Source organism: Erythrobacter sp. W36, from assembly GCF_057364935.1.
In genome coordinates, this window is sequence record NZ_CP200281.1 from 1,394,079 (window position 1) to 1,419,432 (window position 25,354).

General features: G+C 58.1%; 26 protein-coding genes. 14 read left to right on the top strand and 12 right to left on the bottom strand.

What is annotated here, in order from left to right:
- Nucleotides 1-24: 24 nt before the first annotated feature.
- From AC0V6U_RS06790 to AC0V6U_RS06845, 12 genes are all read left to right on the top strand, one after another.
- Complete coding sequence (locus tag AC0V6U_RS06790) at nucleotides 25-564, top strand: VOC family protein (protein ID WP_472645412.1); 540 nt, start codon at nucleotides 25-27, stop codon at nucleotides 562-564.
- Nucleotides 565-941: 377 nt separating this feature from the next.
- Nucleotides 942-3,278: a TonB-dependent receptor gene (locus tag AC0V6U_RS06795; protein WP_472645413.1), complete on the top strand. Its 2,337-nt coding sequence runs from the start codon at nucleotides 942-944 to the stop codon at nucleotides 3,276-3,278.
- A gap of 163 nt (nucleotides 3,279-3,441) precedes the next feature.
- Nucleotides 3,442-4,935 (top strand): flavin monoamine oxidase family protein, encoded by a 1,494-nt coding sequence (locus AC0V6U_RS06800; RefSeq protein ID WP_472645414.1) that lies wholly within the window; start codon nucleotides 3,442-3,444, stop codon nucleotides 4,933-4,935.
- Entirely contained in the window at nucleotides 4,907-5,695 is a 789-nt protein-coding gene (locus tag AC0V6U_RS06805) for a CpcT/CpeT family chromophore lyase (protein ID WP_472645415.1), read from the top strand. Before AC0V6U_RS06800 ends, AC0V6U_RS06805 begins: the two co-directional genes overlap by 29 nt.
- 143 nt (nucleotides 5,696-5,838) lie before the next feature.
- Nucleotides 5,839-6,993: a hypothetical protein gene (locus tag AC0V6U_RS06810; protein WP_472645416.1), complete on the top strand. Its 1,155-nt coding sequence runs from the start codon at nucleotides 5,839-5,841 to the stop codon at nucleotides 6,991-6,993.
- A gap of 97 nt (nucleotides 6,994-7,090) precedes the next feature.
- Nucleotides 7,091-7,903, top strand: a complete 813-nt coding sequence (locus tag AC0V6U_RS06815; protein WP_472645417.1) for an alpha/beta hydrolase — start codon at nucleotides 7,091-7,093, stop codon at nucleotides 7,901-7,903.
- Nucleotides 7,900-8,232, top strand: a complete 333-nt coding sequence (locus AC0V6U_RS06820) for an MFS transporter (RefSeq protein WP_472645418.1) — start codon at nucleotides 7,900-7,902, stop codon at nucleotides 8,230-8,232. The genes AC0V6U_RS06815 and AC0V6U_RS06820 overlap by 4 nt, the downstream gene beginning before the upstream one ends.
- Nucleotides 8,114-9,280 (top strand): MFS transporter, encoded by a 1,167-nt coding sequence (locus AC0V6U_RS06825; RefSeq protein WP_472645419.1) that lies wholly within the window; start codon nucleotides 8,114-8,116, stop codon nucleotides 9,278-9,280. Before AC0V6U_RS06820 ends, AC0V6U_RS06825 begins: the two co-directional genes overlap by 119 nt.
- A gap of 19 nt (nucleotides 9,281-9,299) precedes the next feature.
- Nucleotides 9,300-9,596, top strand: coding sequence for a DUF1330 domain-containing protein (locus tag AC0V6U_RS06830; protein ID WP_472645420.1), 297 nt, complete (start codon nucleotides 9,300-9,302; stop codon nucleotides 9,594-9,596).
- A gap of 22 nt (nucleotides 9,597-9,618) precedes the next feature.
- The gene (locus AC0V6U_RS06835) at nucleotides 9,619-10,605 is read left to right on the top strand and encodes a VOC family protein (RefSeq protein WP_472645421.1); all 987 of its coding nucleotides are present in this window, start codon (nucleotides 9,619-9,621) and stop codon (nucleotides 10,603-10,605) included.
- Nucleotides 10,606-10,661: 56 nt separating this feature from the next.
- A complete protein-coding gene (locus AC0V6U_RS06840) occupies nucleotides 10,662-11,318 on the top strand; it encodes an IclR family transcriptional regulator domain-containing protein (protein ID WP_486169411.1) in 657 nt (218 codons plus the stop codon).
- Nucleotides 11,319-11,604: 286 nt separating this feature from the next.
- Entirely contained in the window at nucleotides 11,605-12,438 is an 834-nt protein-coding gene (locus AC0V6U_RS06845) for an alpha/beta fold hydrolase (protein ID WP_472645423.1), read from the top strand.
- A 33-nt stretch (nucleotides 12,439-12,471) separates the two neighbouring features.
- On the opposite strand, the gene AC0V6U_RS06850 is transcribed toward AC0V6U_RS06845, so the two are convergent.
- Both AC0V6U_RS06850 and AC0V6U_RS06855 read right to left on the bottom strand, forming a co-directional pair.
- The gene (locus AC0V6U_RS06850; RefSeq protein WP_472645424.1) at nucleotides 12,472-13,449 is read right to left on the bottom strand and encodes a quinone oxidoreductase family protein; all 978 of its coding nucleotides are present in this window, start codon (nucleotides 13,447-13,449) and stop codon (nucleotides 12,472-12,474) included.
- Between the two features lie 5 nt (nucleotides 13,450-13,454).
- The gene (locus AC0V6U_RS06855) at nucleotides 13,455-14,177 is read right to left on the bottom strand and encodes a hypothetical protein (protein WP_472645425.1); all 723 of its coding nucleotides are present in this window, start codon (nucleotides 14,175-14,177) and stop codon (nucleotides 13,455-13,457) included.
- A gap of 69 nt (nucleotides 14,178-14,246) precedes the next feature.
- On the opposite strand from AC0V6U_RS06855, the gene AC0V6U_RS06860 reads away from it, so the two are divergent.
- Nucleotides 14,247-14,708, top strand: a complete 462-nt coding sequence (locus tag AC0V6U_RS06860; RefSeq protein ID WP_472645426.1) for an Lrp/AsnC family transcriptional regulator — start codon at nucleotides 14,247-14,249, stop codon at nucleotides 14,706-14,708.
- A 31-nt stretch (nucleotides 14,709-14,739) separates the two neighbouring features.
- On the opposite strand, the gene AC0V6U_RS06865 is transcribed toward AC0V6U_RS06860, so the two are convergent.
- The 9 genes from AC0V6U_RS06865 to AC0V6U_RS06905 are packed head-to-tail and all read right to left on the bottom strand — an operon-like array spanning nucleotide 14,740 to nucleotide 23,434.
- Entirely contained in the window at nucleotides 14,740-15,642 is a 903-nt protein-coding gene (locus tag AC0V6U_RS06865) for a VOC family protein (RefSeq protein WP_472645427.1), read from the bottom strand.
- Nucleotides 15,639-16,394 (bottom strand): enoyl-CoA hydratase/isomerase family protein, encoded by a 756-nt coding sequence (locus AC0V6U_RS06870; protein ID WP_472645428.1) that lies wholly within the window; start codon nucleotides 16,392-16,394, stop codon nucleotides 15,639-15,641. The genes AC0V6U_RS06865 and AC0V6U_RS06870 overlap by 4 nt, the downstream gene beginning before the upstream one ends.
- Nucleotides 16,395-16,454: 60 nt before the next feature.
- Nucleotides 16,455-17,264 (bottom strand): polysaccharide deacetylase family protein, encoded by an 810-nt coding sequence (locus AC0V6U_RS06875; protein ID WP_472645429.1) that lies wholly within the window; start codon nucleotides 17,262-17,264, stop codon nucleotides 16,455-16,457.
- Nucleotides 17,264-18,076: an SDR family NAD(P)-dependent oxidoreductase gene (locus tag AC0V6U_RS06880; RefSeq protein ID WP_472645430.1), complete on the bottom strand. Its 813-nt coding sequence runs from the start codon at nucleotides 18,074-18,076 to the stop codon at nucleotides 17,264-17,266. Before AC0V6U_RS06880 ends, AC0V6U_RS06875 begins: the two co-directional genes overlap by 1 nt.
- A 3-nt stretch (nucleotides 18,077-18,079) precedes the next feature.
- Nucleotides 18,080-18,388, bottom strand: a complete 309-nt coding sequence (locus AC0V6U_RS06885; protein WP_472645431.1) for an REDY-like protein HapK — start codon at nucleotides 18,386-18,388, stop codon at nucleotides 18,080-18,082.
- A gap of 10 nt (nucleotides 18,389-18,398) precedes the next feature.
- Entirely contained in the window at nucleotides 18,399-19,562 is a 1,164-nt protein-coding gene (locus AC0V6U_RS06890; RefSeq protein WP_472645432.1) for an amidase, read from the bottom strand.
- The gene (locus AC0V6U_RS06895) at nucleotides 19,546-20,913 is read right to left on the bottom strand and encodes a phenylacetate--CoA ligase family protein (protein WP_472645433.1); all 1,368 of its coding nucleotides are present in this window, start codon (nucleotides 20,911-20,913) and stop codon (nucleotides 19,546-19,548) included. Before AC0V6U_RS06895 ends, AC0V6U_RS06890 begins: the two co-directional genes overlap by 17 nt.
- Complete coding sequence (locus tag AC0V6U_RS06900) at nucleotides 20,910-22,211, bottom strand: MmgE/PrpD family protein (protein WP_472645434.1); 1,302 nt, start codon at nucleotides 22,209-22,211, stop codon at nucleotides 20,910-20,912. The genes AC0V6U_RS06895 and AC0V6U_RS06900 overlap by 4 nt, the downstream gene beginning before the upstream one ends.
- Nucleotides 22,208-23,434 (bottom strand): MmgE/PrpD family protein, encoded by a 1,227-nt coding sequence (locus AC0V6U_RS06905; protein ID WP_472645435.1) that lies wholly within the window; start codon nucleotides 23,432-23,434, stop codon nucleotides 22,208-22,210. Before AC0V6U_RS06905 ends, AC0V6U_RS06900 begins: the two co-directional genes overlap by 4 nt.
- Before the next feature lie 172 nt (nucleotides 23,435-23,606).
- Between AC0V6U_RS06905 and AC0V6U_RS06910 the strand changes: the two genes are divergently transcribed.
- Entirely contained in the window at nucleotides 23,607-24,233 is a 627-nt protein-coding gene (locus tag AC0V6U_RS06910) for a GntR family transcriptional regulator (protein ID WP_472645436.1), read from the top strand.
- An 8-nt stretch (nucleotides 24,234-24,241) separates the two neighbouring features.
- Here the strand turns inward: AC0V6U_RS06910 and AC0V6U_RS06915 are convergent, their stop codons facing one another.
- Nucleotides 24,242-25,342: a CaiB/BaiF CoA transferase family protein gene (locus AC0V6U_RS06915; RefSeq protein ID WP_472645437.1), complete on the bottom strand. Its 1,101-nt coding sequence runs from the start codon at nucleotides 25,340-25,342 to the stop codon at nucleotides 24,242-24,244.
- Nucleotides 25,343-25,354: the final 12 nt, after the last annotated feature.

The window sequence follows — 25,354 nt, forward strand, 5'->3', positions numbered from 1 at the left end:
ACCTTACACAAAAGCATCGTCGCGATGAGCACTGGCCTAGCGCTGGCCGCATCGCCCTCTCATGCGCAATCTCAATCGGAAGAGCTAACGACGGTCACCCAGGCAGCCGAAGAAGAGGAAGAGCCGCTCACCGCGGTTCTTTCTCGAACCACGATCTCGGTTGGCAGTATCGAGGAGAGCCTCAAGTTCTACCAAGGCATTCTTGGGTTGGAGCCGTTTTACACGCGCGAGAAGCTGGACGACCCGAGGCTCGCCGGGTTTTCGGGCATTAAGGAGGGACAGACCATCTCCTTAGTGGCGCTCCGCCCTTCATTAGCCAGAGCGAACGACATCAAGGTCGGGCACCTCGGCCTGATCGAGATACGAGAAGCCGATGGATCATTGGCTCAGACGCCAGAGCCGCTGCGCGAACCGAACCGTCCTGGATCCATGGCTTTCCTCATTTTCGTCAGCGATGTTCTCGACATCCACGAGAAAGTGGTTGCCGTGCGGCTACGAGATCATCGCCGCTCCGGTCGAACGCGAAGGCCAGCGCCCAACGCAGCTATTGATGCGAGGCCCTGATGGCGAGCGCCTGTGGATCGGACAGAACGAGTCGCCAGGCGACTTTCTAGGAAACTAGGCGCTCGCAGCGAGCAACACGCGAAGTTAGCCCGCAAGCGCAACATGAATGCAACAACGGTGCGATCACTGACTTAACCAATTGTAAAGCATTATTTTCCGCCGGATGAAGCCCCAAAAACCCGAACGAAGCTATGAGACAAATAATCATATATGTGCATATTTAGTGTGTCTGATTATACATATTTGTTGACACGGCAGGCCTTTTGGAAATATTCGAACCTCTCAATCGCTAAGAGCCACCGGTTGAACCTCGGCTAGGGCTCAAGAAAACTACCGTCCCAACGAATACGCAGGGCAACGGTAACAGGGAGGAACGAATGCGCTTCACACTCAAAGCTTCTGCATCGATCTTGGCTGCAAGCATCGCAATGTCGGCGACGGCTGCCCACGCACAAGACACCGAAACCTCGGAAGATGCTGCATCGAGCGGCAATGTCATCATTGTGACAGCTCGTAAGTCAGAGGAGAGCCTCCTCGATGTGCCGGTTGCAATCACCGCATTCGACGAAGCTGCAATCGAAGCGCAAGGCCTCGTCAGCATCAACGACCTACCAGCGGTCACACCGGGGTTTGTTTACGAATCGCTCGCGACTCTGCCAGGCCGCTTTGACAACTCGCCGCGCTTCCGCGGTGTTGGCGTCAACACTGGCAACCCGCTGCGCCAAACGGCATCGATTTTTGTCGATGGCATCTTCGTCGCTAACGGCGCTCAGGGCATCACCTTGAACGATGTCGCGCGAGTCGAAATCATCAAAGGCCCTCAGTCCGCCTTCTTCGGCCGGAACACCTTTGGCGGCGCGGTGAATTACATCTCCAAAAAGCCGGGCGATGATCTTGAGGTCGACTATTCTGTCACGGTCGCAACCCGCGATCTTTATGATATCACCGCTGGCATCAACGTACCTGTTTCAGACAGCCTGAAACTGCGCGTGTCGGGACAGTACCGCGACAAAGGCGGCCACTATGTGAACGCCACCAATGGCGAGAAGGTCGGCGATGAGGAAACGTGGTCAGTGACCGGTTCGGTGTTCTTTGAACCGTCCGACAATTTCGACGCAACCATTCGCGTGAACTATTTCGAGAACGAAGACGGTCAGCCTGCGATCGGATTTGTTAACTCGACCTTCCACAATTGCGGCCCATTCACGGTCGGCGGCGTGACCGGCACGGACAGCACCCTTTGCGGTGACGTGCCAATCTTGCAGCCAGCGCTGAATGATGCGCCGAACGATACGGTTCTCGATTTCTACCAGAACACGCTGACTCAGCTGAATGGCGCTCCGCGTGATACCTATGGTCTGGATCGTCAGAGCCTTCGTGCAAGCCTCCAGTTCAATGTAAACTTCCCTGGCACCGACGTGATCTTCAGCTGGTTGACTGGCCTCAACTACGATGAGGTCAACCTCTTCCAAGACGCTGATTACAGCCCTGACGATCAGTTCGTCAGCTATTCCGGTCGCCAATTCCGCGACTTCAGCCAAGAAGTACGTTTCTCTGGCAACTCGCGTGAAGGTTTGATCGATTGGCAGTTTGGCGCGAACTATTTTGACCAACGCTTCACCAACAATGGCGAATTCATCGTTCCGGCATTTGGTCGGTTTGCATTCGGCGGCGGTGAGCCAGCTCAAGAAGAGGCCAACACCATCGGTGTCTTCGGTAGTGCTCAGTTCAATCTGACCGAACAACTGTCGCTCACGGCGGAAGCACGGTACCAAATCGATGAAATCCGCAATGACAACGACCTCACGGACAATGTTGGAGCGTTCAACTCGACCTTCAAATCGTTCCTGCCGCGTTTCATCGTCAATTGGGAACCAACCCCTGACACACTGGTCTATGCCAGCTACTCAGAGGGCAACCTCGTCGGCGGTATCAACCGCGAGGTCGCCGAACTCTCACCGACTGAGCTCGCTCGATTGGAAGTGATTCAACCCGGCGCCCCAGACTTTTTCGACGAAGAATCTCTGAAGAACTACGAGATCGGTTTGAAGCACAATTTCGGCGGTGCCGGATTTGTCTCGATCGCCGCTTTCTATATGGACCGCGGGAATCAGACCGTGCGCCGCTCGGATTTGATCCAGCTTGATGATGCATCCCAAGATCAGATCAACTACTTCATCAACATCGGCGAATCTGAAATCAAAGGCATTGAGTTTGAAGGCAGCTATGAACTGGTCGAAGGCTTCACGATTAACGCCTCGGCCGCTTACATCGATGCTGAAGTGACCTCGTTCGACAACTCGGGCATCTTCGGCGAAGTCTTCGGCTCCACCGACGCATCGGGGACCCAAGCGGAACGTTTCCCTCGCTTTAGCGGCGCATTGGGCGCTCAATATGTTGGCGAGCTGAGCGATGATTGGGACTTCTTCGCCCGCGCTGATGGCTTCTACCAAGAATCCAGCTTTGCCAGCGAGATCAACCTTACCACCTCACCAGGAGGCTTCCGCTCAAACCTGCGCGCAGGTGTCGAAAGTGAGAAGCTCCGCATCGAAGCATTTGTCACCAACGTCACGAATGATGACACGCCGACCGGGGTTAGCCGCTTCCGCGATCTCTCAGCCAATACCCCACTGTTTGATTTCGGAACCTTCGGCTGGATCGTCGGCCTGCGTGACCGCCGCCAGTTCGGCCTTCGGGTTAGCGGCAACTTCTAGGTCTCGACGGCCAAAGAAGTATGGCTGCGCGCCGTCTGATCATTGACGGCGTGCAGCACAAAATTCGGTTCGGTAAGGTTTTGGGGGCAGCGTCTCACCCTCTCTCTGTTAATGCTGCCCCCATACTGCCGCGCCGCGCAGGTCACAGGTCGAGGAACCCAATATGCTTGATCGCCGCACACTTTTGAGAGGCGCCGCAGTCGGCGCCGCAGGCATCACCGCCCTTTCTAGCAGCGCATGTTCCGAAGCCGGCAGCAGCGATGCCGCTAAAGAACGGCGCAGCATTGGCACCAATGACGTAATTGTAATCGGCGCGGGTCTCTCGGGCCTCAACGCGGCCTTGTTGCTCGAAGAATTAGGCTACAGCGTCGCTGTGGTCGAAGGCCGAGACCGCATCGGCGGGCGGCTCCACACTATGGACGACGTGCCCGGAATGCCGGAGGCTGGCGGCAGCGGTATTGGCTCCAGCTATGGCCGCATCCTCGGCATGATGGACCGCCTCAATTTGGGCCGAACAAGTGAGCGCCCACGCACCGTTCCAAGGGCTGGCCAGACCCTTGTCGATCTGGGCGGCAACACGATCTCACCGCAAGAATGGGCCAGCCATCCATCCAATCCTTTTCCGCCAGAGCTCAAAGAAAAACTGCCGTGGCAGATCCAATATAGCTCCTATGCCAAGGACAATCCGCTCGCGAGCCCGGAGCAATTCGTTGAATCGCAATTCGCGCAATATGACGAGTCCGTCGCGGATTACTTCTTCAAGCAAGGTTTCAGCCGCGAAGCCATGGAGCTGCTTGCCGGGACCAATATGAGCTATGGCGACGGCGAAGGCCCCAATGGTCTTTCCGTGTTGATGTTCTTCAACATCATCGCCTTTGGCAGCCAGAATTCGGGCGGCACACTGCCCGGCTCACCCTTCGCCGTTGCAGGCGGCAACCAGCGCCTGCCCGAAGCGATGGCGAACGCGCTTTCCAACAAGGTACACCTTGATCGCAAAGTCGTGGGCCTGCGCAACAATGACGATGGTGCAGAGGTTCACTTCGCCGATGGTGAAGTTGCAAAAGCCAAGCGCGTCATCGTGACAATCCCGTTCTCAGCGCTGAACCTGATCGATTTCGACATTCCCGTGTCCGACAATCAGGCCCGCGCGATCCGCACATTGGGCTATACCAATGTCACCCACCTCCACTACGTTCCGAAACGCAAGTTTTGGGAGGATGATGAGCTTGCGCCGTCAATCTGGAGCAATGGGCCAATCGGACGCTTTATGGCGCTCAATAACAATCCGGATGACCCGGAAGAAATTACCAGCTTCATCGCCTTTGCGAATGATCACGTGGCGAACCATCTCGACCGGCTCGGCGAAAAAGAGGCAGATGCGCATCTGCAATCCTACCTCAAGCAAACCCGGCCCAGCACCGAAGGCGCGCTGGAATTCGTGAAGTTCTATTCCTGGCAGCTCGATCCATTCGCAGGCGGCGCCTATGCCGCATGGAAGCCGGGTCAATTGTCCACTTACGGCAGCGATGTCGGCCTGCCCGCTGGTAATTTCCACTTTGCTGGCGAGCACACCTCACGATCATCGCGGGGCATGGAGGGCGCAATGGAATCGGGCGAACGCGCGGCCTTTGAAGCTGTCGAAGCCTTGCAAGCCTAATTCGCAATCGAGGAGCAAACATGATGAAGTTCAAATCAGTTTTCCGCAGCGCAGCAACCGCCGCTGCAATCCTCGGGCTGAGTGCCTGCGCTACTGCAAACAGCCAGGAAACGAGCTCTGCTTAAGCGTGGCTGCGCCTGCAGAAATGACCCAAGCACAGCATCTTGCAAAAATCATGGAATGGTGGCCCGGTGACTACAATAACGACCGCCAACTTGCCCGGCTGGAAGCTGAGGGCAAACCGATCTGGCGCGTGGATGACACCGGCAAAGGTGGCCATATCGAGGTTACATCGCATTACCGCGTGGTAGACATGCCTGAATTTGGCGAGAACGTGCTCTATGTCGAAGAGACCAAGCACGGCGATCCAACCAACATCTTTCGGCAGCGCATTTACGAGCTGTACGTCGATGACGAAACCGATCAGGTCCGCGTCACCCTTTGGACCTTCAAAGACAAAGAAAAATACGTCGGCGCGTGGCGCGACCTGTCGCGACTTAGTGGACTGACCAAAGAAGAAATGTCCTCGTTTGGCCGCAACTGCGACCTGATCATGGCCAAGCAGGACGGCAAGTATCATCTCGCGATGAACGGAAAGGACTGCGCCTTTGGCGAGAATTACTTCAGTTATCAGGTGCTGCTCGGTTCAGATTCCATTTGGTTCCGTGACAAGATCACCCGCTTGGCCGACGACGTCATAATTTCGCAAGTTGGTGAATTTAGTTACCACGAGCTTGATCCCTTCACCCCGGCGAACTGATGGGTCTCCGCTCGCTTAAGGCGCTTAGCGCACCTGCTTTGGCCGCGTCGCTGCTAATGGCGGGCTGCGCGTCGGTCTCAGAGAGTTCGCAGCTTAGTAACGCTGCCGAAATTTCCGAAGCGGGCGCGCTTGAAGCTGGTCTTTTGGCTGATGCGTCAAGCTCACTCGCTGAAATCACAAAGCTGAGCGATTGGATTTCGGCGAGCGCAGAATATGCAGAAGCGCTAGCAGCCGTGCAAAGGCGCGATGAAGCCGTGGCTCTGCTGATGAGCGGGCATCAGGCGAGCCTTGGTCTGGAGCCTTCGGATCGCTTAAAAGCGAGCATTACGATCAATCAGAGCTTGGCCGCTATCGGTGCGCATGATGCAGCGGCAGTGGTTGATGCGGCAGCGCGAGAAACCGCCGCCTCCATCGAAAGCAAGACCACACGTCAGGACTCGCTTGCAAAGCTGGCGACCTCGGTGGCCGCATCGGGTGATCTTGCAAAGGCGCTCTCGCTGGTGTCCGCCCTGCCCCAAAATGAGAGCGATCTCGCTTCGTTGAAGGCCCGCGCATACCGCGAAATTGCCGAGAAGGCTGCTGCGCAGGGCGATTTCGAAGTGGCTGAAGAGACCATTTCAAGGATCACTTTCGGCCTTTCCTATTACCGCGCCGTCGCGCGCTCGGACGCTGCTTTCCACGCGATCAAGCAGGGCCAAACCAAACTCGCAAAGCGGCTACTCAATGATGCAGAAGCATTGGCTCGGGTTGACGAGGACGGATACTTCGCCGCTGGAGCGCTGAGAGATACGGCCAAAGGCTGGGCATTGCTGGGCGACGCAGAGAAGTCTGCGCGCCTTTTCGACGAAGCGGTCGCGCTCACACAGGGCGCCAAATCCCCCCAGCAAACAGCGCGCGCCATCAGCCGCATCGCCACCGTGATGGCAGATGTTGGCATGGGCGATATGGTAAGCCCTTACCTCAAGCAGTCGATAGCCACCAATCGCACCGAGCCCTCTGACGTGATGCGCAAATACTCTTTCTACGAAATTGCGGGATCGACGGCGTTCACTGGTGATTTCGCGGCGGCGCGAGGCCTTCTACCAGAAGTGCCAGACGAGACTTTCGGGTCAGCTGGCTCGCTGCGCGATGCGACCTCACGCGATATCGCTTGGGGAGAGGCGCGTCATGGCAAGCTGGAACAGGCCGCAAAGACCGCCCGCGCGATTCAGAGCCCGCGCGAACGAGTTCAGGCACTGAGCCGGATCGTGAGGCTGATCCGGGACCCACAGATGAAGGCCTTCGCGCGGTATTTATGATCAGTGCTGACCATAAGAAGGGCCTAAGTCTCGCTTCCACGCCCGAGCTTGCGCTTGCTTGGCAGAGCGTTGCTGCATGTCGGAAAGGCACCGCGCAATGACCGCGATTTCGACCACCAAGGGATACACAAAAACCGCTATTGGTCAGATCCACTGGCGCATGTGGGAGCCTGCCGGAAATGATGGCAAGCGGGATGTGCTGTGCCTGCACCCCTCACCTTTTAGCGGCCTGGCCTACCAAAACCTTGCCCCGCACTTGGCCAGCGATCGGCGCGTCATTGCCCCGGACTATCCCGGCTATGGCGGATCCGACACCACAGCAACCCCGTCGGTGGAGCATTATGCAGGGCTGATGCTAGCGGTCGCAGACGATCTGGGAAATGGCGCACCGGTTGATCTCATCGGCTTTCATTCCGGTTGTTTCGTCGCTGCAGAAATCGCGCGCATGCTACCGGATCGGGTCGCGCATTTGTGCATGGTTGACGTGCCAGCCTTCGCGCCAGAACAAACGGCAGACCTCATCGAGAGCCACAAGGACGCATTTGTCATTACCGACAATCTCGCCTGCCTTGATGCGCAATGGGAGCAGACGTTCAAAAGCCGTTTGGAAGCGCAAGGGCGCAGCCAAGCCTTCGCTATGTTCGCAGAGCAACTGCGCTGCGGCGAGCGGCGCAATGAAGCGGCCATCGCGGCATTCGCCTATCCCTGGCCCGAGCGTTTTCCGCAGATAGACAGCGAAACTCTAATTCTCGCGACGCAATCCATTTTGCTCGATGAAACCCGCAATTGCGCAAAGGCCATACCTGGCGTCACCTTGATTGAGAGGCTCGATATCACACGCTCTGTATTGGACGCAGCCGCCCCGGCAACCGCGCAAGAAATTCGCGCCTATTTGGATGATGCTTCATGAGTTCTGAAACTGCTAAAAGCGGCGCGCAAACGCAGCTCTATCCCTCATCGAGCAGCGCATGGTTCCTCGTTGCCATGCTCACCGCCGCATATGTGCTGAGCTATGTCGACCGCTCAATCATTGGCCTGCTGATCGAACCGATCAAGGCAGACCTCAATCTGACCGACGAAGACATCGGCTACATCCTAGGCCCGGCATTTGCGATCATCTATGTTGGCGCGGGTTTGCCGCTCGGCTGGCTGGTCGACCGCAAGCGGCGCACCTGGATTGTCGCCGCCGGCTGTTCTGATCTGGTCGCTCGCAACCGCAGTCTCGGGCCTTGCGCGTAATTTCTGGCAATTGTTCCTCGCGAGAATGACAGTAGGCGCCGGCGAAGCCGTGCTCAGCCCTTCGGCCATGTCGATGATTTCGGACAGTTTCCCGCCGGAGAAACGCGGCAAGCCGATTGCGATCTACACCGCCGCTTTGTCTATAGGCGCAGCCGTTGCCTCACTGATCGGCGGCACCGTCTTGCTGTGGGCAAAGACCACGGACGACATTGTCGTCCCGCTCTTGGGATCGCTCGCACCGTGGCAATTGACGTTCATCGCTGTGGGCGCGCCGGGCATTATTCTCGCCCTTGTGTTCCTCGTGATCCGAGAGCCGCAGCGGCAGCTTTTGAAAATCACAGAAGGCGAAGAGGAACTCGGCAACGGCTTCCGCGACGCCCTCGGCTATGTCTGGCGCAACCTTGGGCCATTCGCTGGTTTTGTTTCGCTTGCGTGCGCAATGACCATTTGCGCCTACTCCCAAGGGTTCTTGCCATCCGTGTTCGAGCGAACGTGGGGCTGGCAAACCGAAACCTACGCCTTCGTCAATGCGATGGTTATTCTGGCAGCGGGTCCGCCTGCGGTATTCGCCGCTGGCTGGTTGTCCGACAAATGGGCGCAGGCCGGGCGCAGGGACGCGCCGATCTTGTTGCTGATCATCGGCTTTTTGCTGATGGTGCCAACCGCAGTACTGCCGATGTTCATGCCCAGCGGCGAGCTGGCGTTTGTCTTCCTGTTCTTCAACACCTCAGGGATTGGCATCATTTCAGCGATGGGCGTCAACGCCTTGCTGGCCATCACACCCTCGCAAGTGCGCGGACAGATTGTCGCGCTCTATTACATCGCGATCAGCATGGTCGGCCTGTTGCTCGGCCCATCAACTGTTGGCTGGCTGTCGACGAACGTGTTTGGCGAGGACGAGCTGCGCCTCGCCTTTGCCACCACCAGCGCGATTTACGCCATCATTCCCGCGCTTTTCATTCCCGCAACGCTGCGCGCCTACCGCAAGCAGCTTGCCAAAATCATGGCCTCGGAAAACCCCGAAGGGGTCGCAGAACAGACCGCTTAAGTTTTAGAAAGGACCACCAATGGCCGCCTTTATGATGATTGCATGCAAGATCCACGACCGTGACAAGTTCCGCGCGGGCTATGGACAAGCCGTCGCCCCACTCGTCGCGCAATTTGGCGGCGAATATCTGATTGTCGCGCCAGGCGCAGAGCTGCTGGAAGGCACTCTTGAGGGCTATGCCTCTGTCGCGATTTCAAAGTGGCCGGACAAGGCATCGGCCAAGAAGTTCTGGGATTCGCCTGAATATGCAGAGGTGAAAAAGCTGCGCGAAGGCATCGCCGAAGCCGAAGTCTTGCTCGTCGAAGCCCCCGCCTAATCTCAGCTGCAGGAACTCAATCATGGAAGATATTTTCGTCCCGAAAAGCAGCCCGGATGACGCGCTGGCTGGCCCATTGCACACTGTCACATTGGTAACCCGCGATCGCGAGACGATGGAGCGAATTTTCACCGAAGGGTACGGGCTCGTATCGAGCGGGTGGGAAGACGCAGATGCAGACACAGCAAGCTATCTCGGCTTCGATGCATTGCAAGCGATCTCCGTCTGCGGCTTCACCAAGGCTGGCGAAGGCGCGAACATCCAGGTCCGGGTGATCCACATCGATCAGGATACTCCACTGGTGCGGCCAGACTATTCCGGCCTCAACACCGGCGGCGCAACGATCAGCTTCCCAATCAATGATCTTCGGGCACACGAAGAACGCATGAACGCAATCGGCGTGGAGTCCACGATCGGCGTGAAGGAAATGGAGTTCACGAGCCCAACCGGCGAGACCTATATCTCAGCAGAGATCGTCTACAAAGCGCCAGAGAACGTCTTCGTAATGGGCGTCACTCGACCCGATATCTTTGTTCCAACCGGCCCGATTGATCCCGCCACCGGAATTGGCGGCGCGTCTTATTCCGCGCGCTGCATCGCAAAAGCAGACGCCACGGTCGCCTTCTTCAATGACGTGCTCGGCTATGAAATTCGCCGAGACGTGTCATTCACGGTCGGTGAACGCTCCGCATTGCTGATGCCAGAGGGCACGGAAGAACGATTTATCCAAGGCTTCGCCGCTGGCGCCGCGAGCGGCTACGTCGTGCTTATGGACCACGGCGACGCGACTATTGAAAGCCCTGCCCCATCTTATGGCCCACCCAATCGCGGCATCGCGATGTGGTCTTTCGTGACAGTGAAATTTGATGAGATCGCCAAGCGCGCCAATGATGCTGGAACGACGATGGTCAAACCCGCTGCTGAACGCACAAGCCCGCTGCTGGGCAAAGCGCGGACCATGATCCTGCAAGACCCCGACGGCTTCCTGATAGAAATCATCGAGGGTTAGGGCCCGCCCCCCACTCAAAATCATCCAAAACCACAATTGCAAAAAGGGACGCGGTAGTGAAAAGAGAGGTCATGGATGACAAGGTGATCAAATCCGTTCGGCGGGTTTTCGAGATATTCGAAATGTTTGACTCCGTGCGTCGACCTCTGCCGGCAAAGGATATCTCGGACCGCTTGGGCTATCCCTTGGTCAGCACCCATGCCCTGCTTAAGAGCATCTATCTGATGGGCTATATCGACTTCGATATGTCGAGCCGGTGTTACTACCCTTCGCGCAGCCTGGCTGCGATTGTCGATTGGATCCCCGACTTCCTCGACCACGAGAAACGGATCGTCTCCTACGCGACTGAACTGAATGAAAAGACCCGCGAGACGGTCAACATCCTGCGCCGCGTCGGGGCCAGAATCCGCGTTGTTCATGGGCTGGAGACAAAGTTCCCCATCGGCGTCGCATCGCAAATTGGTACGATGATGCCCATCCTCCACTCGCTCACCGGATTGGCCGCGATTGCGGGCATGGATCCGGCAGAGCGGGATTGGCTGATCGAGCACGAAAGAACGCTGACGCCGGACAATGTGATCGATGAAAAAGAGCTAAACTCGATCCTTCACGACTTCTCAGAAAAAAAGCGGCGATGCGGTGCGATCTTTTGGTCGAAGGAATCGGCGCGATCTGCCTGCCTGTTAAGCCCAGTCGCTCGAGCGAGGTGTTAGTCGTCGGCTTGGCCGGTCCAAGCGCGCGAATCACTGAAAACGAACAAGAATATCGCGCTACCCTGCTCGATCTTGCGGCTAAGCATAAGCTTGAGATTGCCGAAACTCGCCTGGTCTAAGGCAGACAAAATTCAGCCACCAGTTTTGCAACTCGCTTCGTCTTAAAGGGCGCGCCAATGCTCGCTTTTGCTGGACATATATTTTATATATGTATATCATTTGAGTTCAATTATACATATATAAGTCATGTGTGAGTAAAACGACTAACACATTCGAGGGAGCGATCATGGCTGAAGTGAAGCGAGAATTTCTCGACGGGCCCTACGGCCAGATCCACGCTCGAATTGCGCGCAACGAAGGCTCCGATCAACCGCCGGTATTGCTGCTGCACATGTTCCCGCAATCCAGCCGCATTTTTGCTGAGGCTTTGGAGCTGATCGGATCAAGCCGGACGGCTGCGGCTGCAGATTTTCCTGGATATGGCGAATCCGATGCGCCTGCAGAACCGATCACTGCAGAGGACTACGCCTCTGCCATGTGGCAGGCGGCCGAAGGATTGGGTCTGCTCACTAACGGTCAGAAACTGGATCTGTTCGGCCTTCACGGCGGATCCAAAGTCGCGGTCGAAATGGCCGCACAGCGCCCCGATGATGTCGGGCATCTCGTCGTAGCATCAGCCGCCTTGCTCGACAGCGGCCAGGTGGAGCGGATCCGGAACGCCTTCGTGCATATTCCGCTCGACAAGGCCGGCAGCCGCTTCGTGAAATTCTGGGAAATGCTGACCCGCAACGCCGCGCCTGAAACGTCGCTTGCCACATTGGCACAGCAATATGCGGAGATGGTGCGATCCGGCGAAAGCTATGGCTGGGGCAATCTCGCTCTGCTGGACTACAATGAGAAGTTCCCCGCCCGATTGGAGGGGCTTCCCCACGATGTGGACCTCATCAATCCGGGCGACGATCTGTTTAAGCCGACCCGCTCGAGCAGCCACCTGTTTTCTGGGCACTATGTCGAGAGAGAAGATTGGACCTTAGGCTTCACGCAGGAAAAGCCCGACGAGTTCGCTGAGCTGCTGGTCCAATTGCTCGAACGCCAAAGCATAGCCGTCGCTGCGGAATAGCGCGCCGCGGCAGCGCCCCTGCGCAAACTCCAGTTACGGCAGCAGGACCGTTGATCCGGTCGTCTTACCCGATTGCAGATCGCGGTGCGCCTGCGCCGCATCGGTCAACGCATAGGTCTGGCCAATCTTTACCGACAAAGCGCCGCTCTCAATCATCTCCCAAACGCGCGCCGCGCCCGCTGCACGTTCGGCAGGATCCTCGTAATAGTGAAACAGCATGGGCCGCGTGTTGAACAGCGAGCCTTTCAGCGCAAGCACGCCAACATCAACCTCGCCAACCGGCGCGTCGGCATTGCCGTAATTGATGATCAGACCGCGCAGGCCCGTGGCATCGAGCGATGTTTCCCAAGTTGACCGGCCGATCCCATCGAACGTCACACGCACGCCCTTGCCGCCAGTGATCTCTCTGGTGCGCGCGGCGGTGTCTTCTTCCTTGTAGAAGATGATATGATCCGCTCCGGCTGCGCGGGCGGCTTCGGCCTTTTCTTCGGTTGAAACCGTACCGATCACTTCTGCGCCGATATGGTGGAGCCATTGGACCAACAATAGCCCCGTCGCTCCTGCCGCAGCATGGACCAGAACTGGCCAGCCTGCCTCAACCTTGGCGCATCGTTCGACGAGAAACTCCGTCGTGCAGCCCTTAAGAATGGCCGCCGCCGCAGTTTTATCATCGATGGAATCGGGCAGTCGGAATAGGTGCTCTGCGCCAATGTTGCGACGCGTCGCATAGGCGCCGAGCAAGGGACCGAAGGTTGCGACACGATCACCCACAGCAAAGCCCTCAACCCCGTCGTCGATCGCGCAGATGCGTCCAGCAGCTTCGAGGCCCAGGCCGCTTGGCAAATCGACCGGATAGATGCCCCGGCGATGATAGGTATCGATGTAGTTGAGACCAATCGCCCCGTGTTCAATCGTGACTTCACCAGCAGCTGGGTGAGGAAGCTCCTCGGTCACCCATTCGATAACCTCCGGCCCGCCAGTTTGGCCAATGACTGCGCGCAGCGTTTCCATTGTGATCAAATTCCCTCGATTTGCGTTGGCGTTTCGCTGCAGCTCGCCTGCACCCAGCGAAGGTTGATGCCGACGATTTCTGAGGTGGGTGATGACCAACTGTAGCTATCGGCGCGCACCATATCATCGGTGTGAACATAGATGACCCGAACCGGCTTTTGATTGCTGTCTTTTGCCCAAGTGACATTGCGGACACGGATCGTCACATCCGGCGCGATTTCTCCGCCTTCGACCAAGATACGGCCACCTTGATCGAATATCGAAAGGCCGCGCTCAAACGTCCAATCCTCGCTGCCATCAGGTTTAGGCTCATGCTTGCGGACCGCGACCCAGCAGGACAAAGGCCGCGCGCGGCGCACTTCTGTATCTCCAATTTGCCAGCCACCTGCTTCGCGGGCGCTCAGATTGGGGATTGGGTCAGAAGACCATTCAGACTTGGATGCGCCATACGGATCGATCCACCTCCATTGGCCTTCTTCGCCGACTTCAATACCGGCCCATTCGCCCTTTTCGCGGCCTTCCTCTTCGGCGAAATAGACATCTTCCGTGTTGGTCCAGATACCCGGCGAAAGAGAATCGGCGGCAAGGGCGGATGCGGAGAAAGGGACGAGCCCAACGACAAGCAATATGAGGGATTTTCGCATTCCGGTGGCATAGCCTGCCTGCGCCTGTTTGCAAAGATATGTCCGGACAAATTCTTGCAGGTTTAGATCGAGAAGATCGGACATAGGGTTATTAGTTCTATTGAGATGTATTTTGATAGGTGATTCTTCTCTGATTCTTGATATTAGAGAACCATGGATAGAATCGACAAACGCCTGCTCACCCTGATCCAGGAAAAAGCCTCTCTAACTGTCGCCGAGATTTCGTCTCGCATTGGCATCTCCTCCACGCCCGTTTGGAAGCGGATGAAGCGGCTTGAAGAGACCGGGGTGATCCGTGACCGGGTGGCTCTACTCGACCCACGCAAAATCGGCCTGGACCTAACCGGATTTGTGCTGATCCGAACCAGCGATCATTCTGACAAATGGCTGAAGGATTTCGCCACTGTGGTATCGACCATTCCGGAAATTATCGAAGTGCACAGGATGGCGGGCGACGTCGATTACCTGCTCAAAGTCGTCGCGCCAGACATCTCTGGCTATGACGAAATCTACAAGCGGCTGATTGACGGCGTGACGCTGTCAGACGTCAGCGCAAGCTTCTCGATGGAAGTGATAAAATCGACCACGGCGCTGCCGCTCGATTATGCAAGTTGAGATGGTACGCTAGGGTGCGGAGCGCGCCCTCTCAATCACCGACCTCGATCAGCTCCACTAGCTCCCCGCCTGCCCCGATCGTTGTCGCGCAGCGGCGACCTTCGTAAAGCGCGCCTTCGCGCTGGATAGGCGGGGTTATCCACTCCACATCGCAGCTGTCCAGATCGCGCACAGCCAGGCTGACCAGCGCATTTCCCGGAGGCAATTGGCCTAGAGTACGCGGACGCTCGATGGTTTCGGATGGATAATCATCGACCTCGACAATCGGCATCCGGTCTTGCTGGACCATGGTAATCGTCGTCAGCGTATCTGCGGGCAGGCCGAACGCATTGTTGATCATCGAATAGGGCAAAGTGTAATCCGCACCACGTGCCAGGCCGAGGCGCTGACTGTACCAGTCAAGGCTCGCCTCCCGGTCCGGCGTGGCTAGAACGACAATGAAAATGCGGTCCACTGGCGAGGCCGCGCGCGGCAGATCGGTGCCCGGCATGTCGTTCAAGACCTGGTTGAGATAGACCATTTCCTGCCCGGTGCCGAGCACCTGCATCGGGATGAAGGCAGGCTCAATATTCTCCAGCTTTTTGGGCGGCCCGACGATCATGAAGCCAGCGTCCTCGACGACTTTCGGCCAATGCCACACGTCTTCGACTGTGCATTCAAACGCCGCCCAGCCATAGCTGCGCGTTGGCTTAAAATCCGAGTGCGTTTCTTGCTCGACAAGGCGAAACCAGCACGGCTCCCCGCTGGTTGGACGAAGCACAGCATAGGGCGCACCAGCATTGCCAGCGCACCCCCAACTTGCAGCGAGATCGGCCGGCAATTCGCCTTGTTCGACCACTTCCAATCCAAGGCAATCGCGGTAGCCGTTCGATGCGCGCTCTAGGTTTGGTACGGTCGAAAGCCCGCCCATAATGGTGCCATGCGCAATACTCATTTCCCGAACTTGGCCCCGCGCTTCTCAACGAAGGCCTGCGTCCCTTCCGCAAAATCTGGTAGCGTGAAAGCACGCGCAAACATCTCGGCGGTTTCTTCGCTTTCATCCGATTGACCATCCAACACAAAGCGGATCATCCGTTTGCTTTCGCGGATCGAATGCGGGCTTGCCGATAGCAGCGCGTCGATTTGCCCCTCCGGATTGTCGACGACCTGCTCGATCAGACCGATCCTAAGCGCCTCTTCGGCATCAATCAATTCGCCAGTGTACAGCATCCGGCGCGCCTGCCCTGCCCCAACCAAATCGATCAGCAGCTTCACATCATGCAGCGGATAGACCAGCCCAAGTTTGGCCGGGGTAATTCCGAAACGCGCAGAGCCATTCGCAAGCCGCATGTCGCACGCCAGCGCAAGCCCGCAGCCCCCGCCAATGCAGTCGCCCTCCACCCAAGCGAGGGTTGGCATATTGAGCCGCGCCAGCTTGTGCTGAACGGTGTTGATCGCTGCCTGATTAGCCGCGCGCCATGCGGCATCATCTTTGTTGGCGAGCAATTCCTTGATATCCGCGCCCGCGCAAAACGCGCCGCCATCCGCGGATCGCAGCACCAGAACGCGCGCATCCGGATTGTTTTCTGCCTGATCGAGCAGACCGGGCATCGCCTGCCACATCGCCATGTTAAACGCGTTGCGCTTGTCAGCGCGATCAATCAGCAGATGCGCAACATTTCGGTCCAATTCGAGGCGCAGGCTCAAGCCGGGTTCTCCGCAATAAAGTGATCGGCAATCGCCTTGCGCGTGGTCACCCAGACGCCGTCATGCGCGCGGACATGCTTGAAGAATTCCTCCAGCGCCCAAATCCGGCCCGGCTAAGCCGATAATCCGCAAATGCAGCCCTAAGCTCATCATCTTCGGATTGCCTTCCTCGCCTTCGCGGTAGACCTGATCAAAGTTCGCCTTGGCATAGTCCAGCCACTGATGCGGCGTCAGCGCCGGGTCCGTCCACATCTTCATATCATTGCTGTCGAGCTGATAGGGCAGAATGCACATCGGCTTACCCGGCATGGTCTCGCGATCCCAGAAGGGCACGTCGCCAGAGTAATCATCCATGTGATAGCTGAAGCCCTCTTCCTGCAGCAGACGGCGGGTGTTGTCGGTCAGTAGATAGCGCGAGAGCCAGCCATAGGGGCGCACGCCGCACGTCTTCTCTATGCTGGTCACAGCCTTGCGAATGAACTCGCGTTCCTGATCCTCATCCATCTTAAACTGGTGCACCCAGCGCCAGCCATGACTGACCGGTTCGTGCCCCAATTCGACAATGGCTTGGGCGATCTCCGGGTGGTTTTCCAGACTTAGCGCAGCCACCGTCCAGCTCGCCATGATGTCATAGCGTTTGAGCAGTTTCACGACGCGCGGCGCGCCCGCCTTGATACCATAAAGGTAATTGGACTCATTGGAGTAATTTCGCATCTTCGACTTTACGAAAACGCCCAATTCATCGACTGGCTCCATCCCGCGATCGCCGCGGGCAATGGTCATCTCGCTGCCCTCTTCGACATTGACGACAACGCTCAGCGCCATCTTCGCGCCGCCCGGCATATCCATGCGTTCTTCGATGAGTGGCATCAGTGCATCTCCTCGCCGCCGGTTACATTGAGCGCCTCGCCGGTCACGTAAAAGGCGTCGTCGCTCGCGAGCCATAGGCAAGCAGCGGCGGTGTCGGATGGCAGGCCGGGTCTACCCATTGGGTTCTTCGCGCTCATGTTCTCCAGATAGGCCTCAACATTGTCGAAGCCGAGCAGCTTGGAGAAATACTCGTTTTGCTGCGCGCCGAGGCCGGTGGTGACATGGTTCGGACACACTGCATTGACCGTGATGCCGTGGCCTCCGAGCTCAACTGCGCTGGCGCGGGTGAGGCCGACCATGCCATGCTTCGACGAGACGTAAGCTGGCAAATGCGGGAAACCGGTTTTCGCGGCCTGCGATGCGATGTTGATGATGCGGCCACCTTTGCCCGTCTCCACCATCGCGCGCGCTGCGGCCTGCGTGCAGTAAAACGCGCCGGAGAGATTGACCGAGAGGACTTGGTCCCATTCTTTCGCGGTATCGACTTCGAGCAGCGGTTTCATCAGGAATCCGATCCCAGCATTGTTCACAAACACATCGACATTGCCAAAATACTCGATCGTTTTGGCAACGAGCGCCTGGCATTGGTCGGCTTTGGAAACGTCACATGCGATGGTCGCTACCTTTGCGCCCGAAACAGATGAACGCGCACGAAGCTCCTCCGCAACCGCTTCGGCTTCGTCATCAATTGTCAGGTCAGAGACGACGCAGTTCGCGCCTTCATCGGCGAAAGCCTGAAGGATGCCTTGGCCAAGCCCCTTTTGCTTGCCGGAGCCAGTGACCACGATCGTTTTGCCAGAATACTTACCCATGGATCACAGATCCTCGGTCAGGATGAATTGCGGCGCATCGGCGTAAACTTGGAATGGCGCGGCTGCTTCCTGAAATTTCTCGTCCGAAATATCGGCGATGAATGCGTCCATATCCGTGATGTCGAGGACCTCGAAATATTGGTATGGCGAGGTCGCTTCTGGATCGCCGAAGAGGCCGGTTGCCTTGTGAACGGTGAAGCTTTTCACAGAGCCCAATGCGCTCGCCGTGGGCACATCCTTGGTCTTTGCCCATTCCTCGTATTCGGCAACGTCGGTGCCGGGTTTCAGGTTGAACGGAACAATAATACGCATGGGTTTTCTCCTAGGAGTTTGGTGCGCGGTAAGCGCCCATTTTGTGATCCAGTTGGCGCGCGAGTGCAAACAGGCCCGCTTCCGCGCCAGCAGGTCCGACAATCTGAACGCCGATTGGCAGGCCGTCTTCGGTCCAGCCCGCAGGGATGCTGATTGCGGGCAGACCAGCGATATTGGCAAGGCAGGTGAAATCCGCCTGAGCGGCGGGTTCGGCATCGCTATGAGCAAATGGCGGGTTGGGAACTGTGGGCAGGATCAGAAAGCCGTATTCGGAAATGATCATGCGAACAGCCTCGCGTGTTTCGGCGAGAATGATCTGATCTTCGTTCCAGTCTTCCGCCGACCGACGCGGGCCATAGGTCAGCAATTTGGCGAGGTTGTCGGACACAGAAACACCCGCCAAATCCTCTGCCATTTTCTTGGAAACACCGATAAAGCCAGCGAAGCGAATGCGGCTTTGTTTATGCGGGAGAGCGACGTCCGTTGGCGCGCTGTCCAGCGCTGTGACAGCCGCTTCAAATGCAGTCAGCACATCAGGATGCACATCGACATCATGTTCGATCAGGACCGCGCCCGAGCCCGCAATTGCGCCGTCCCCAAAATCGGTGATGACCTGCGAAACCCGCTCCAGCAGGTCAAGATCGCGCGCCAAGGGACCAATCGCATCAAGCGTCGCATCGGCGGCGATTAAGCCGTCCTGGCTGACCCGGTCCGTCGCCGGCTTGAAGCCAAACACACCGCAATGCGACGACGGGATACGTACAGAGCCCATAGTGTCGGTGCCAAGCGCAACATCGCAGAGCCCTGCGGCTACGGCGGCTCCGCTGCCGCCAGACGAACCACCCGGCGAAAAGCCATCGCGGTGTGGGTTTTGAGTCGCGCCGAAATGCGGATTGTCCGTCTTTGCGCCGAGCGCGCCCTCTTCCATATTGAGAATGCCGGTGATGGACGCTCCGGCTGCTCGTAAACGAGAAACCACTTCTGCGTCGGGGTCTGCGCGCCGACCTTCCCACGCGCCAATTCCGGCATGAAACGGCATACCTTTGACCGCGATATTGGCCTTTACGCCGACAGTTATTCCAGCCAGCGGACCGTCGCCTCCAGAGGCGCTTTCATCGCGGAAAAGAAAGGCGTTGTAGGGATCGATCATCGCGCGGTCACACGCCTCGCTCATCGATCAAACGCAGCGGCTTTTGCCGCTTGTCGATCTCAGTCACAGCGGCGGTTCCACCCGGCTGGCACAGCGCAATTTCGACTTCTACGCCGAGGCCCTGCTTCAGCGTCTCGGCTAGCGCCGCTTGATCCGTGCCGCCCTTGCTTTCCAAGGTCACCCGCATGGAATCGCGCTGGCTCGCATCGCGGGTCAGGTGGCAAACATATTCGCCGGTCAGGTCCGGACGGTTCTCAATGATCGCGCCAATCGCGTGCGGGAAAACGTTGATCCCGCGCAGTTTCACCATATTGTCGCTGCGCCCGCGGAAACCTGCGATCCGTTTAAAGGCAATCTCGCCGCGACCATCGAGCTCATGCGTGATGTCGTGCGTGTTGAAGCGGATGCAGGGCGCGACATCATCCTTATACAGGCAGGTGACAACCATATCGCCAGTCTCACCGTGGCTTACCGGCGCGCTATCATCCACGCCCAGCAGTTCAAGATATTGCGCGTCTTCCCAGACATACATGCCGTCACGATCAGGGCCCTCGCCCGCAATCGTTCCGGTGTCACCAACACCGTACCAATCATACGCCTTCGCACCGTGCCATGCGTCTTCTGTGGCTTGGCGATCTTCGGTGCCGAGGTGGCCGATGATCATCTTGATGTCGATCTTGTCGAACAGGCCGAGCTCTTCAGCTGTGCCCGCGAGCTTGCGAATATAGTCGACAAATCCGACCACGCAGGTGACGCCGAAATCGGCCATCAGTTGCACCTGATTGACGCTGCGCGTTTCGATCCCAGTGCCAGCTGAGAGGAACACCGAATTGGTGAACTTGGTCACACTTTCGCGGATGTAATGCCCGCCATTGATCATGCCGTGGCCGTAAACCGAATGCACCACATCATCACTGTGCAAGCCCATCCAGCGATACATCCGGCCCACCATCAAATTGCCCACTTCGCGGCCCTTTGGACCGAACATCAAAACTTGCGGCTTGCCAGTCGTGCCGCTGGTCGTGTGGAACACAACGGGCGGGCGCGTTGCCTGATCACCCATCCCGTGAAAATCGCCATATGGCGGGTGCTCAGCAATCGAGGCCATCAGATCCGTCTTGTCGTAGACCGGCAGCTTGGTGATATCCGCCAGCCCCTTGATGTCGCCCGGCTCAATTCCCTGTGCGCCCCACAGCCTCTGGTAAAATGGCACTTGCCAGCCTTTCACCATCAGCTTCTTAAACTGCGCATCCTGCAGTGCGAACAGCTCATCACGGCTCATGCTTTTATAGCGCGCAACGAACTCCTCACCGACGGGGTAGTCAGCCAGCATCTGCTTATGATCGAGCGCTTCAAAGTAGGTCGGGTAGGTCATAGGGAATCCGCAAAGTAGGAAAGAGGGTCGTCGAAGATACGTGGGTCGACATCGGCACCGGCGAGCTTGCGACACAGGTCGTATTTCGCCTTGGCCTGTTCGCCGCTCATCGGGTTGGCGATGCTGCCGAGGTTGTCGGAGATGGTTCGTTCCACGGTTTCGCCAGTGCTTGTCGTGAGGACAAGCCGCTGCGGGGCCATGGCATTACCATCGGGATTTCCATCGAGCTCAACCGAAACATTCGGAGCAAGCGTGACCAATTCTGGCGCATGCAAAGCATCGCTGTCGAACAGCGCAGGATCGATGATCCCATCGCGCAACATCAGCGGAGCAAGGATTGGCAAGCACAGCCTCGCATAGGCTGCGCTCATGTCTGGATTGTAGGGTCGGCCAACCAATCGCTTGATCAGAGGCGGCGCAAAAAGTTCGATCTTCGCAACATCGGAAAGCCGCATGCCTTCGCGGTACAATTGGTCGAGCGCGCCAAGCGCGCCGTGGCTCGCGCGCCCAGAGGGGAATGGCTTGATCGCCACTTCAGAAATACGCCAAACCTTGCCGAGATCGGCGGTGTAACGAGACAGATCGAGCGGCTCGATCAGTTTGGAATAGCCGAAAGGCCCATCCAAAACATCATGCGGACCATCCATCCCCGCTTCGACCAAGTGCACCGCAGTGATCGCGGCGCGCGCGGCGTTGGCGATCTGAAGCGGAAGCGCGATCGAAGCTTCGACATGCGCCTGCATCGTTCCGCTCGCGAATGAATAGGCAAGGCCCATCACATCGGCGTATTTCTCTGCCGGGATGTCGGTCAAACGCGCCGCTGCCAAAGCTGCGCCGATCACTCCGGCCGTGGCGGGCCGGAAAAAGGCCATCGGGCCGGTTGCGGAAAGGCCCAGCCCGCTCGCAATGTCCACTCCAACTGCAAGAGCCATTAGGACGATTTCCGGATCCATGCCGCCATTGTCGTCGGACTGCGCCATCACTGCGGCGGTGACGACCGAAAGGGCATGCACAACCGCGCCTTCGTGAACCGCATCCCATTCGAGGCAGTGAATCGCAAAGCCGTTAAAAAACGCAGCCGAGCCCGTCGGAACCAGAGCACCGTTGAGGAGCCGTGCTTCCAGATCAGTCCCAAACGCACCCAGCGAGCCTCTCAGCTTGCGGGCCTCCGCCGATTGCGCGCCCGCTGCACCGCCAGCCAACGTGTCGGCAAGCAAGCGCAAAGTGTCTGCGCGAACGTCATCGGGCAGCCTGTGCTGCGCCGCGGCGAATTCGAGGATGGCATCCTTCGCGCTCATGCCAGCCACTCCTCCAGCATTGTATTGACCGCGTCGCCATCATCGCCGTGGAGCGCGAGATCAACAGCCTTGTCGGCATACGTTTTAGAAAGCCCGCCCCACCCGGCCAGCGTGTGCATCTTGGCAATAATCTGACCCTCGGAAACAGGGCGTTCGGGATCGCCCAACGTATCCACCAATTCCAGCCCATTCACCCGCGCGCCGAAATGCGCTGGATAGCGGGCCGTGATTGCGAGGTCTTCCACCACAGACACCTGCGCGCGTAGTTCGGATAGCTCCGCAATGGCCGCTTCGGTAAAGTCTTCCGGCTTTGCATCGCGCCCAGCAACCACCACAGCAACTGCGTGCTGAAGTGAGAACTTCGCCTCAACCTCAGTCTTCGGATCAGGCCGGTCGCAGAACGTCAAAGCATCGCTAAAGGTCTCTACAAAGAAGGGTGCCTGTAATTTACCAGCAGCGCGCAATTCCATCGCTGCATCGATCGCGGGGTGCGCGTGGCGGCAGGCGGCAAAGGGCTTGAAACTGACCTCGTCGATCAGCCAGCCTTTGCCATTCGATGCGAGCTCTCCCGGAGCATCGGTCATGGCCGCGAACAAGCCTTGCGGGCCTTCCAGAATTCCATGCGGGCCAGTCGCGCCATGCTGCACTTGCAATGCTGCATCGCGCCCAGTGCGCACCGCGTGAAAGATGTGCCATTGCTTGGTCATCACATCATCATGGCGCATGTGCCACAGCCCGCCAGAAACCGACCCGGCATTGCCCAATGCATGCGCATATTGAACGGCCGAAAATCCGAGCAGCGAACCTGCAGCAGCAGCAGCGCCGAACACGCCCATCGTCGCGGTCGGATGCCAATGCGCGTAGTGCTTTGCATCAAAGGCCGCGCCAATCGCGACCATCGCTTCATAGCCGCGCACCGCCGCATCAAGCACAGCGTCCATATCGCCGCCACCCATGCTCAGCGCCGCTGGCCAGATCACTGGCCCGGGGTGCAGCAAAGCCGCGCGGTGGACGTCATCCATCTCCAGCACATTGCCGAGATAAGTCGCCTGCTCCCAACCACTTGCTGATATCTTGGCACCCACTTGGCCCGCCACTGCTTCGCGCGCGCCAGCGACGCAGGCGAGCCAGTCGAGAAGGTGGAGACGCGCACGCTGACGCTCGCTTTTCCCGACGGGCCGCGCTAAGCTCTGCCCCAGAATGCCAAGCAGTGGTTCGCTCATGAGCGCACCTGCTGCGGATTACCAAATCGATGGAGTAAGGATTGGCCAGCAAAGCCGGCAATAAGAAGAGCGAACGCACGCCGCGCTACCTGCAATTGGCGGGTGAATTGCGCGAGGCGATTGTCGCTGGTGAGTTTGCGGATGGCAAGCAATTCCCAACGGAAACCGCGCTTTGCCTGAGCGTTTTGACGTCAGCCGCTTTACCGTGCGCGAGGCTCTGCGCCGGCTTGAGGCGGAGGGTCTGATCCAACGAAAGCGCGGCTCTGGCACTACTGTTCAACCCGCCGCGGCGCGCGGCGGCGCTTTGCACCAACCGCTCTCTAACGTGGGCGAATTGCTGCAATATGCGCGCGACAGCGAGATCATTTATACAGCTGGAGAAAGCGGCCCCTTGCCGTTTGAAGTTGCCGAGCAGATTGCCGAAAGCACCAAGGGCGCCTGGACCTGCCATCGCGGCGTCCGACGCCATCCGGGTGACGCATTGCCCATCGCGGTGACCGACGTTTATTTTCACGAAATGCTGGGCGATGCGATCGGCGAACTCGACCTCGCAAAGGGCAGCTTGTTCAGCCAGGTTGAGCAATTGGCCGGCGTCCGGATTGGCAAAATCACCCAAGATATTCAGGCGGTCGCGGCAGACGCTGACACCGCCAAAGTTCTGGAAGTCGACGAAGGCGGTCCGGTGCTGCGCATTCTGCGCTGCTACTTCAATCCCGATGGCACAATCTTCGAAATTTCGGTCAGCCACCACCCCGGAGACCGCTTCGCCTACGCGATGCATATCGACGTCGAGGCTTAGGCTCTCCTTCATTGAGAGTGCTCGCCCAATTTGGGCACGCCGCCCGGCTGCCAATCTTCCCCGGCAAAGCGGATCGCAGGCGCAATGTGCCGTCCGCCATCCGATGCTTCGATCCATAGGCCGCGCTCGGCAATATGCGGCTCATCCAAAGCCTCGCGGAAATTGAGCACGGGCGAAAAGGCGACATCTTTGTCGGCGAACCAATCCACCCATTCATCGCGCGATTTGGTTTCGAAAGTGGAGCGCAGGAAAGCGATCAACTCGCCTTGTTCGCCAGCGGGTGCCTCGGCCAGCTGCAGCAAGTCTTCGCGGCCCAATGCGGTGAGCAGGTTCTTAGCAAACTTGAGTTCGCGACCGCCCAGCACAACATGCCGCGCGTCTTTCGTCTGATAGACTTGGTAAAAACCCGCACCGCCGAGCGACCTTTGCGCGGATGAGACCGGGCTCTCGCCGCCCGCAATAGCGCTGCCAGCGGTGTGCACGCACCACGGCAAAAGGCTGTCGAACATGGCGCAATCGATATACGCGCCCTCGCCGCTGTTTGTGCGCCCAATCAAGGCCATCAGCACAGCCGAAAGCGCTGTCAGTCCAGCCGCCAGATCAGCGCTCGGTGCGCCCGGCACTACCGGCATTCCATCAGGCCCATCATTGACCGACATAAACCCAGCCAGCGCCTGCACCGCCATATCATGCGCGGGATGGTGAGCGAGCGCGCCCTCCTGGCCAAAGGCGGAGACTGAGCAATAAACGATGTCGGGCTTGATCGCCTTTACCGCATCATAGTCGAAACCAAGGCGCTTCATCACGCCGGGCCGGAAACCTTCGACAAACACATCTGCGCCAGCGATCAGATCGCGCAGCGCGGCTTTGCCGTCATCACTCTTGAGGTCGAGCACGATGCTTTTCTTGCCGCGATTGAGATTGGCAAACCAAACGGAATGCTCGCCGTCGCCGTAGGTGTCGAATGGGGCTTGGTCGCGCGCGGGATCACCGGCCTTGGGCTCAACCTTGATCACTTCCGCGCCCTGGTCGGCCATCATCACCGTGAGCATCGGCCCTGGCAGAAACAATGAGAGGTCAATGACCTTGATACCGGAAAGCTTGCCCATGTCCCTCGCCCG

Coding starts and splice junctions, on each gene's coding strand:
- AC0V6U_RS06790 (WP_472645412.1), top strand. CDS start 25: ATGAGCACTGGCCTAGCGCTGGCCGCATCGCCCTCTCATGCGCAATCT.
- AC0V6U_RS06795 (WP_472645413.1), top strand. CDS start 942: ATGCGCTTCACACTCAAAGCTTCTGCATCGATCTTGGCTGCAAGCATC.
- AC0V6U_RS06800 (WP_472645414.1), top strand. CDS start 3,442: ATGCTTGATCGCCGCACACTTTTGAGAGGCGCCGCAGTCGGCGCCGCA.
- AC0V6U_RS06815 (WP_472645417.1), top strand. CDS start 7,091: ATGACCGCGATTTCGACCACCAAGGGATACACAAAAACCGCTATTGGT.
- AC0V6U_RS06820 (WP_472645418.1), top strand. CDS start 7,900: ATGAGTTCTGAAACTGCTAAAAGCGGCGCGCAAACGCAGCTCTATCCC.
- AC0V6U_RS06825 (WP_472645419.1), top strand. CDS start 8,114: ATGTTGGCGCGGGTTTGCCGCTCGGCTGGCTGGTCGACCGCAAGCGGC.
- AC0V6U_RS06830 (WP_472645420.1), top strand. CDS start 9,300: ATGGCCGCCTTTATGATGATTGCATGCAAGATCCACGACCGTGACAAG.
- AC0V6U_RS06835 (WP_472645421.1), top strand. CDS start 9,619: ATGGAAGATATTTTCGTCCCGAAAAGCAGCCCGGATGACGCGCTGGCT.
- AC0V6U_RS06845 (WP_472645423.1), top strand. CDS start 11,605: ATGGCTGAAGTGAAGCGAGAATTTCTCGACGGGCCCTACGGCCAGATC.
- AC0V6U_RS06850 (WP_472645424.1), bottom strand. CDS start 13,449: ATGGAAACGCTGCGCGCAGTCATTGGCCAAACTGGCGGGCCGGAGGTT.
- AC0V6U_RS06855 (WP_472645425.1), bottom strand. CDS start 14,177: ATGTCCGATCTTCTCGATCTAAACCTGCAAGAATTTGTCCGGACATAT.
- AC0V6U_RS06860 (WP_472645426.1), top strand. CDS start 14,247: ATGGATAGAATCGACAAACGCCTGCTCACCCTGATCCAGGAAAAAGCC.
- AC0V6U_RS06865 (WP_472645427.1), bottom strand. CDS start 15,642: ATGAGTATTGCGCATGGCACCATTATGGGCGGGCTTTCGACCGTACCA.
- AC0V6U_RS06875 (WP_472645429.1), bottom strand. CDS start 17,264: ATGCCACTCATCGAAGAACGCATGGATATGCCGGGCGGCGCGAAGATG.
- AC0V6U_RS06880 (WP_472645430.1), bottom strand. CDS start 18,076: ATGGGTAAGTATTCTGGCAAAACGATCGTGGTCACTGGCTCCGGCAAG.
- AC0V6U_RS06885 (WP_472645431.1), bottom strand. CDS start 18,388: ATGCGTATTATTGTTCCGTTCAACCTGAAACCCGGCACCGACGTTGCC.
- AC0V6U_RS06890 (WP_472645432.1), bottom strand. CDS start 19,562: ATGAGCGAGGCGTGTGACCGCGCGATGATCGATCCCTACAACGCCTTT.
- AC0V6U_RS06895 (WP_472645433.1), bottom strand. CDS start 20,913: ATGACCTACCCGACCTACTTTGAAGCGCTCGATCATAAGCAGATGCTG.
- AC0V6U_RS06900 (WP_472645434.1), bottom strand. CDS start 22,211: ATGAGCGCGAAGGATGCCATCCTCGAATTCGCCGCGGCGCAGCACAGG.
- AC0V6U_RS06905 (WP_472645435.1), bottom strand. CDS start 23,434: ATGAGCGAACCACTGCTTGGCATTCTGGGGCAGAGCTTAGCGCGGCCC.
- AC0V6U_RS06915 (WP_472645437.1), bottom strand. CDS start 25,342: ATGGGCAAGCTTTCCGGTATCAAGGTCATTGACCTCTCATTGTTTCTG.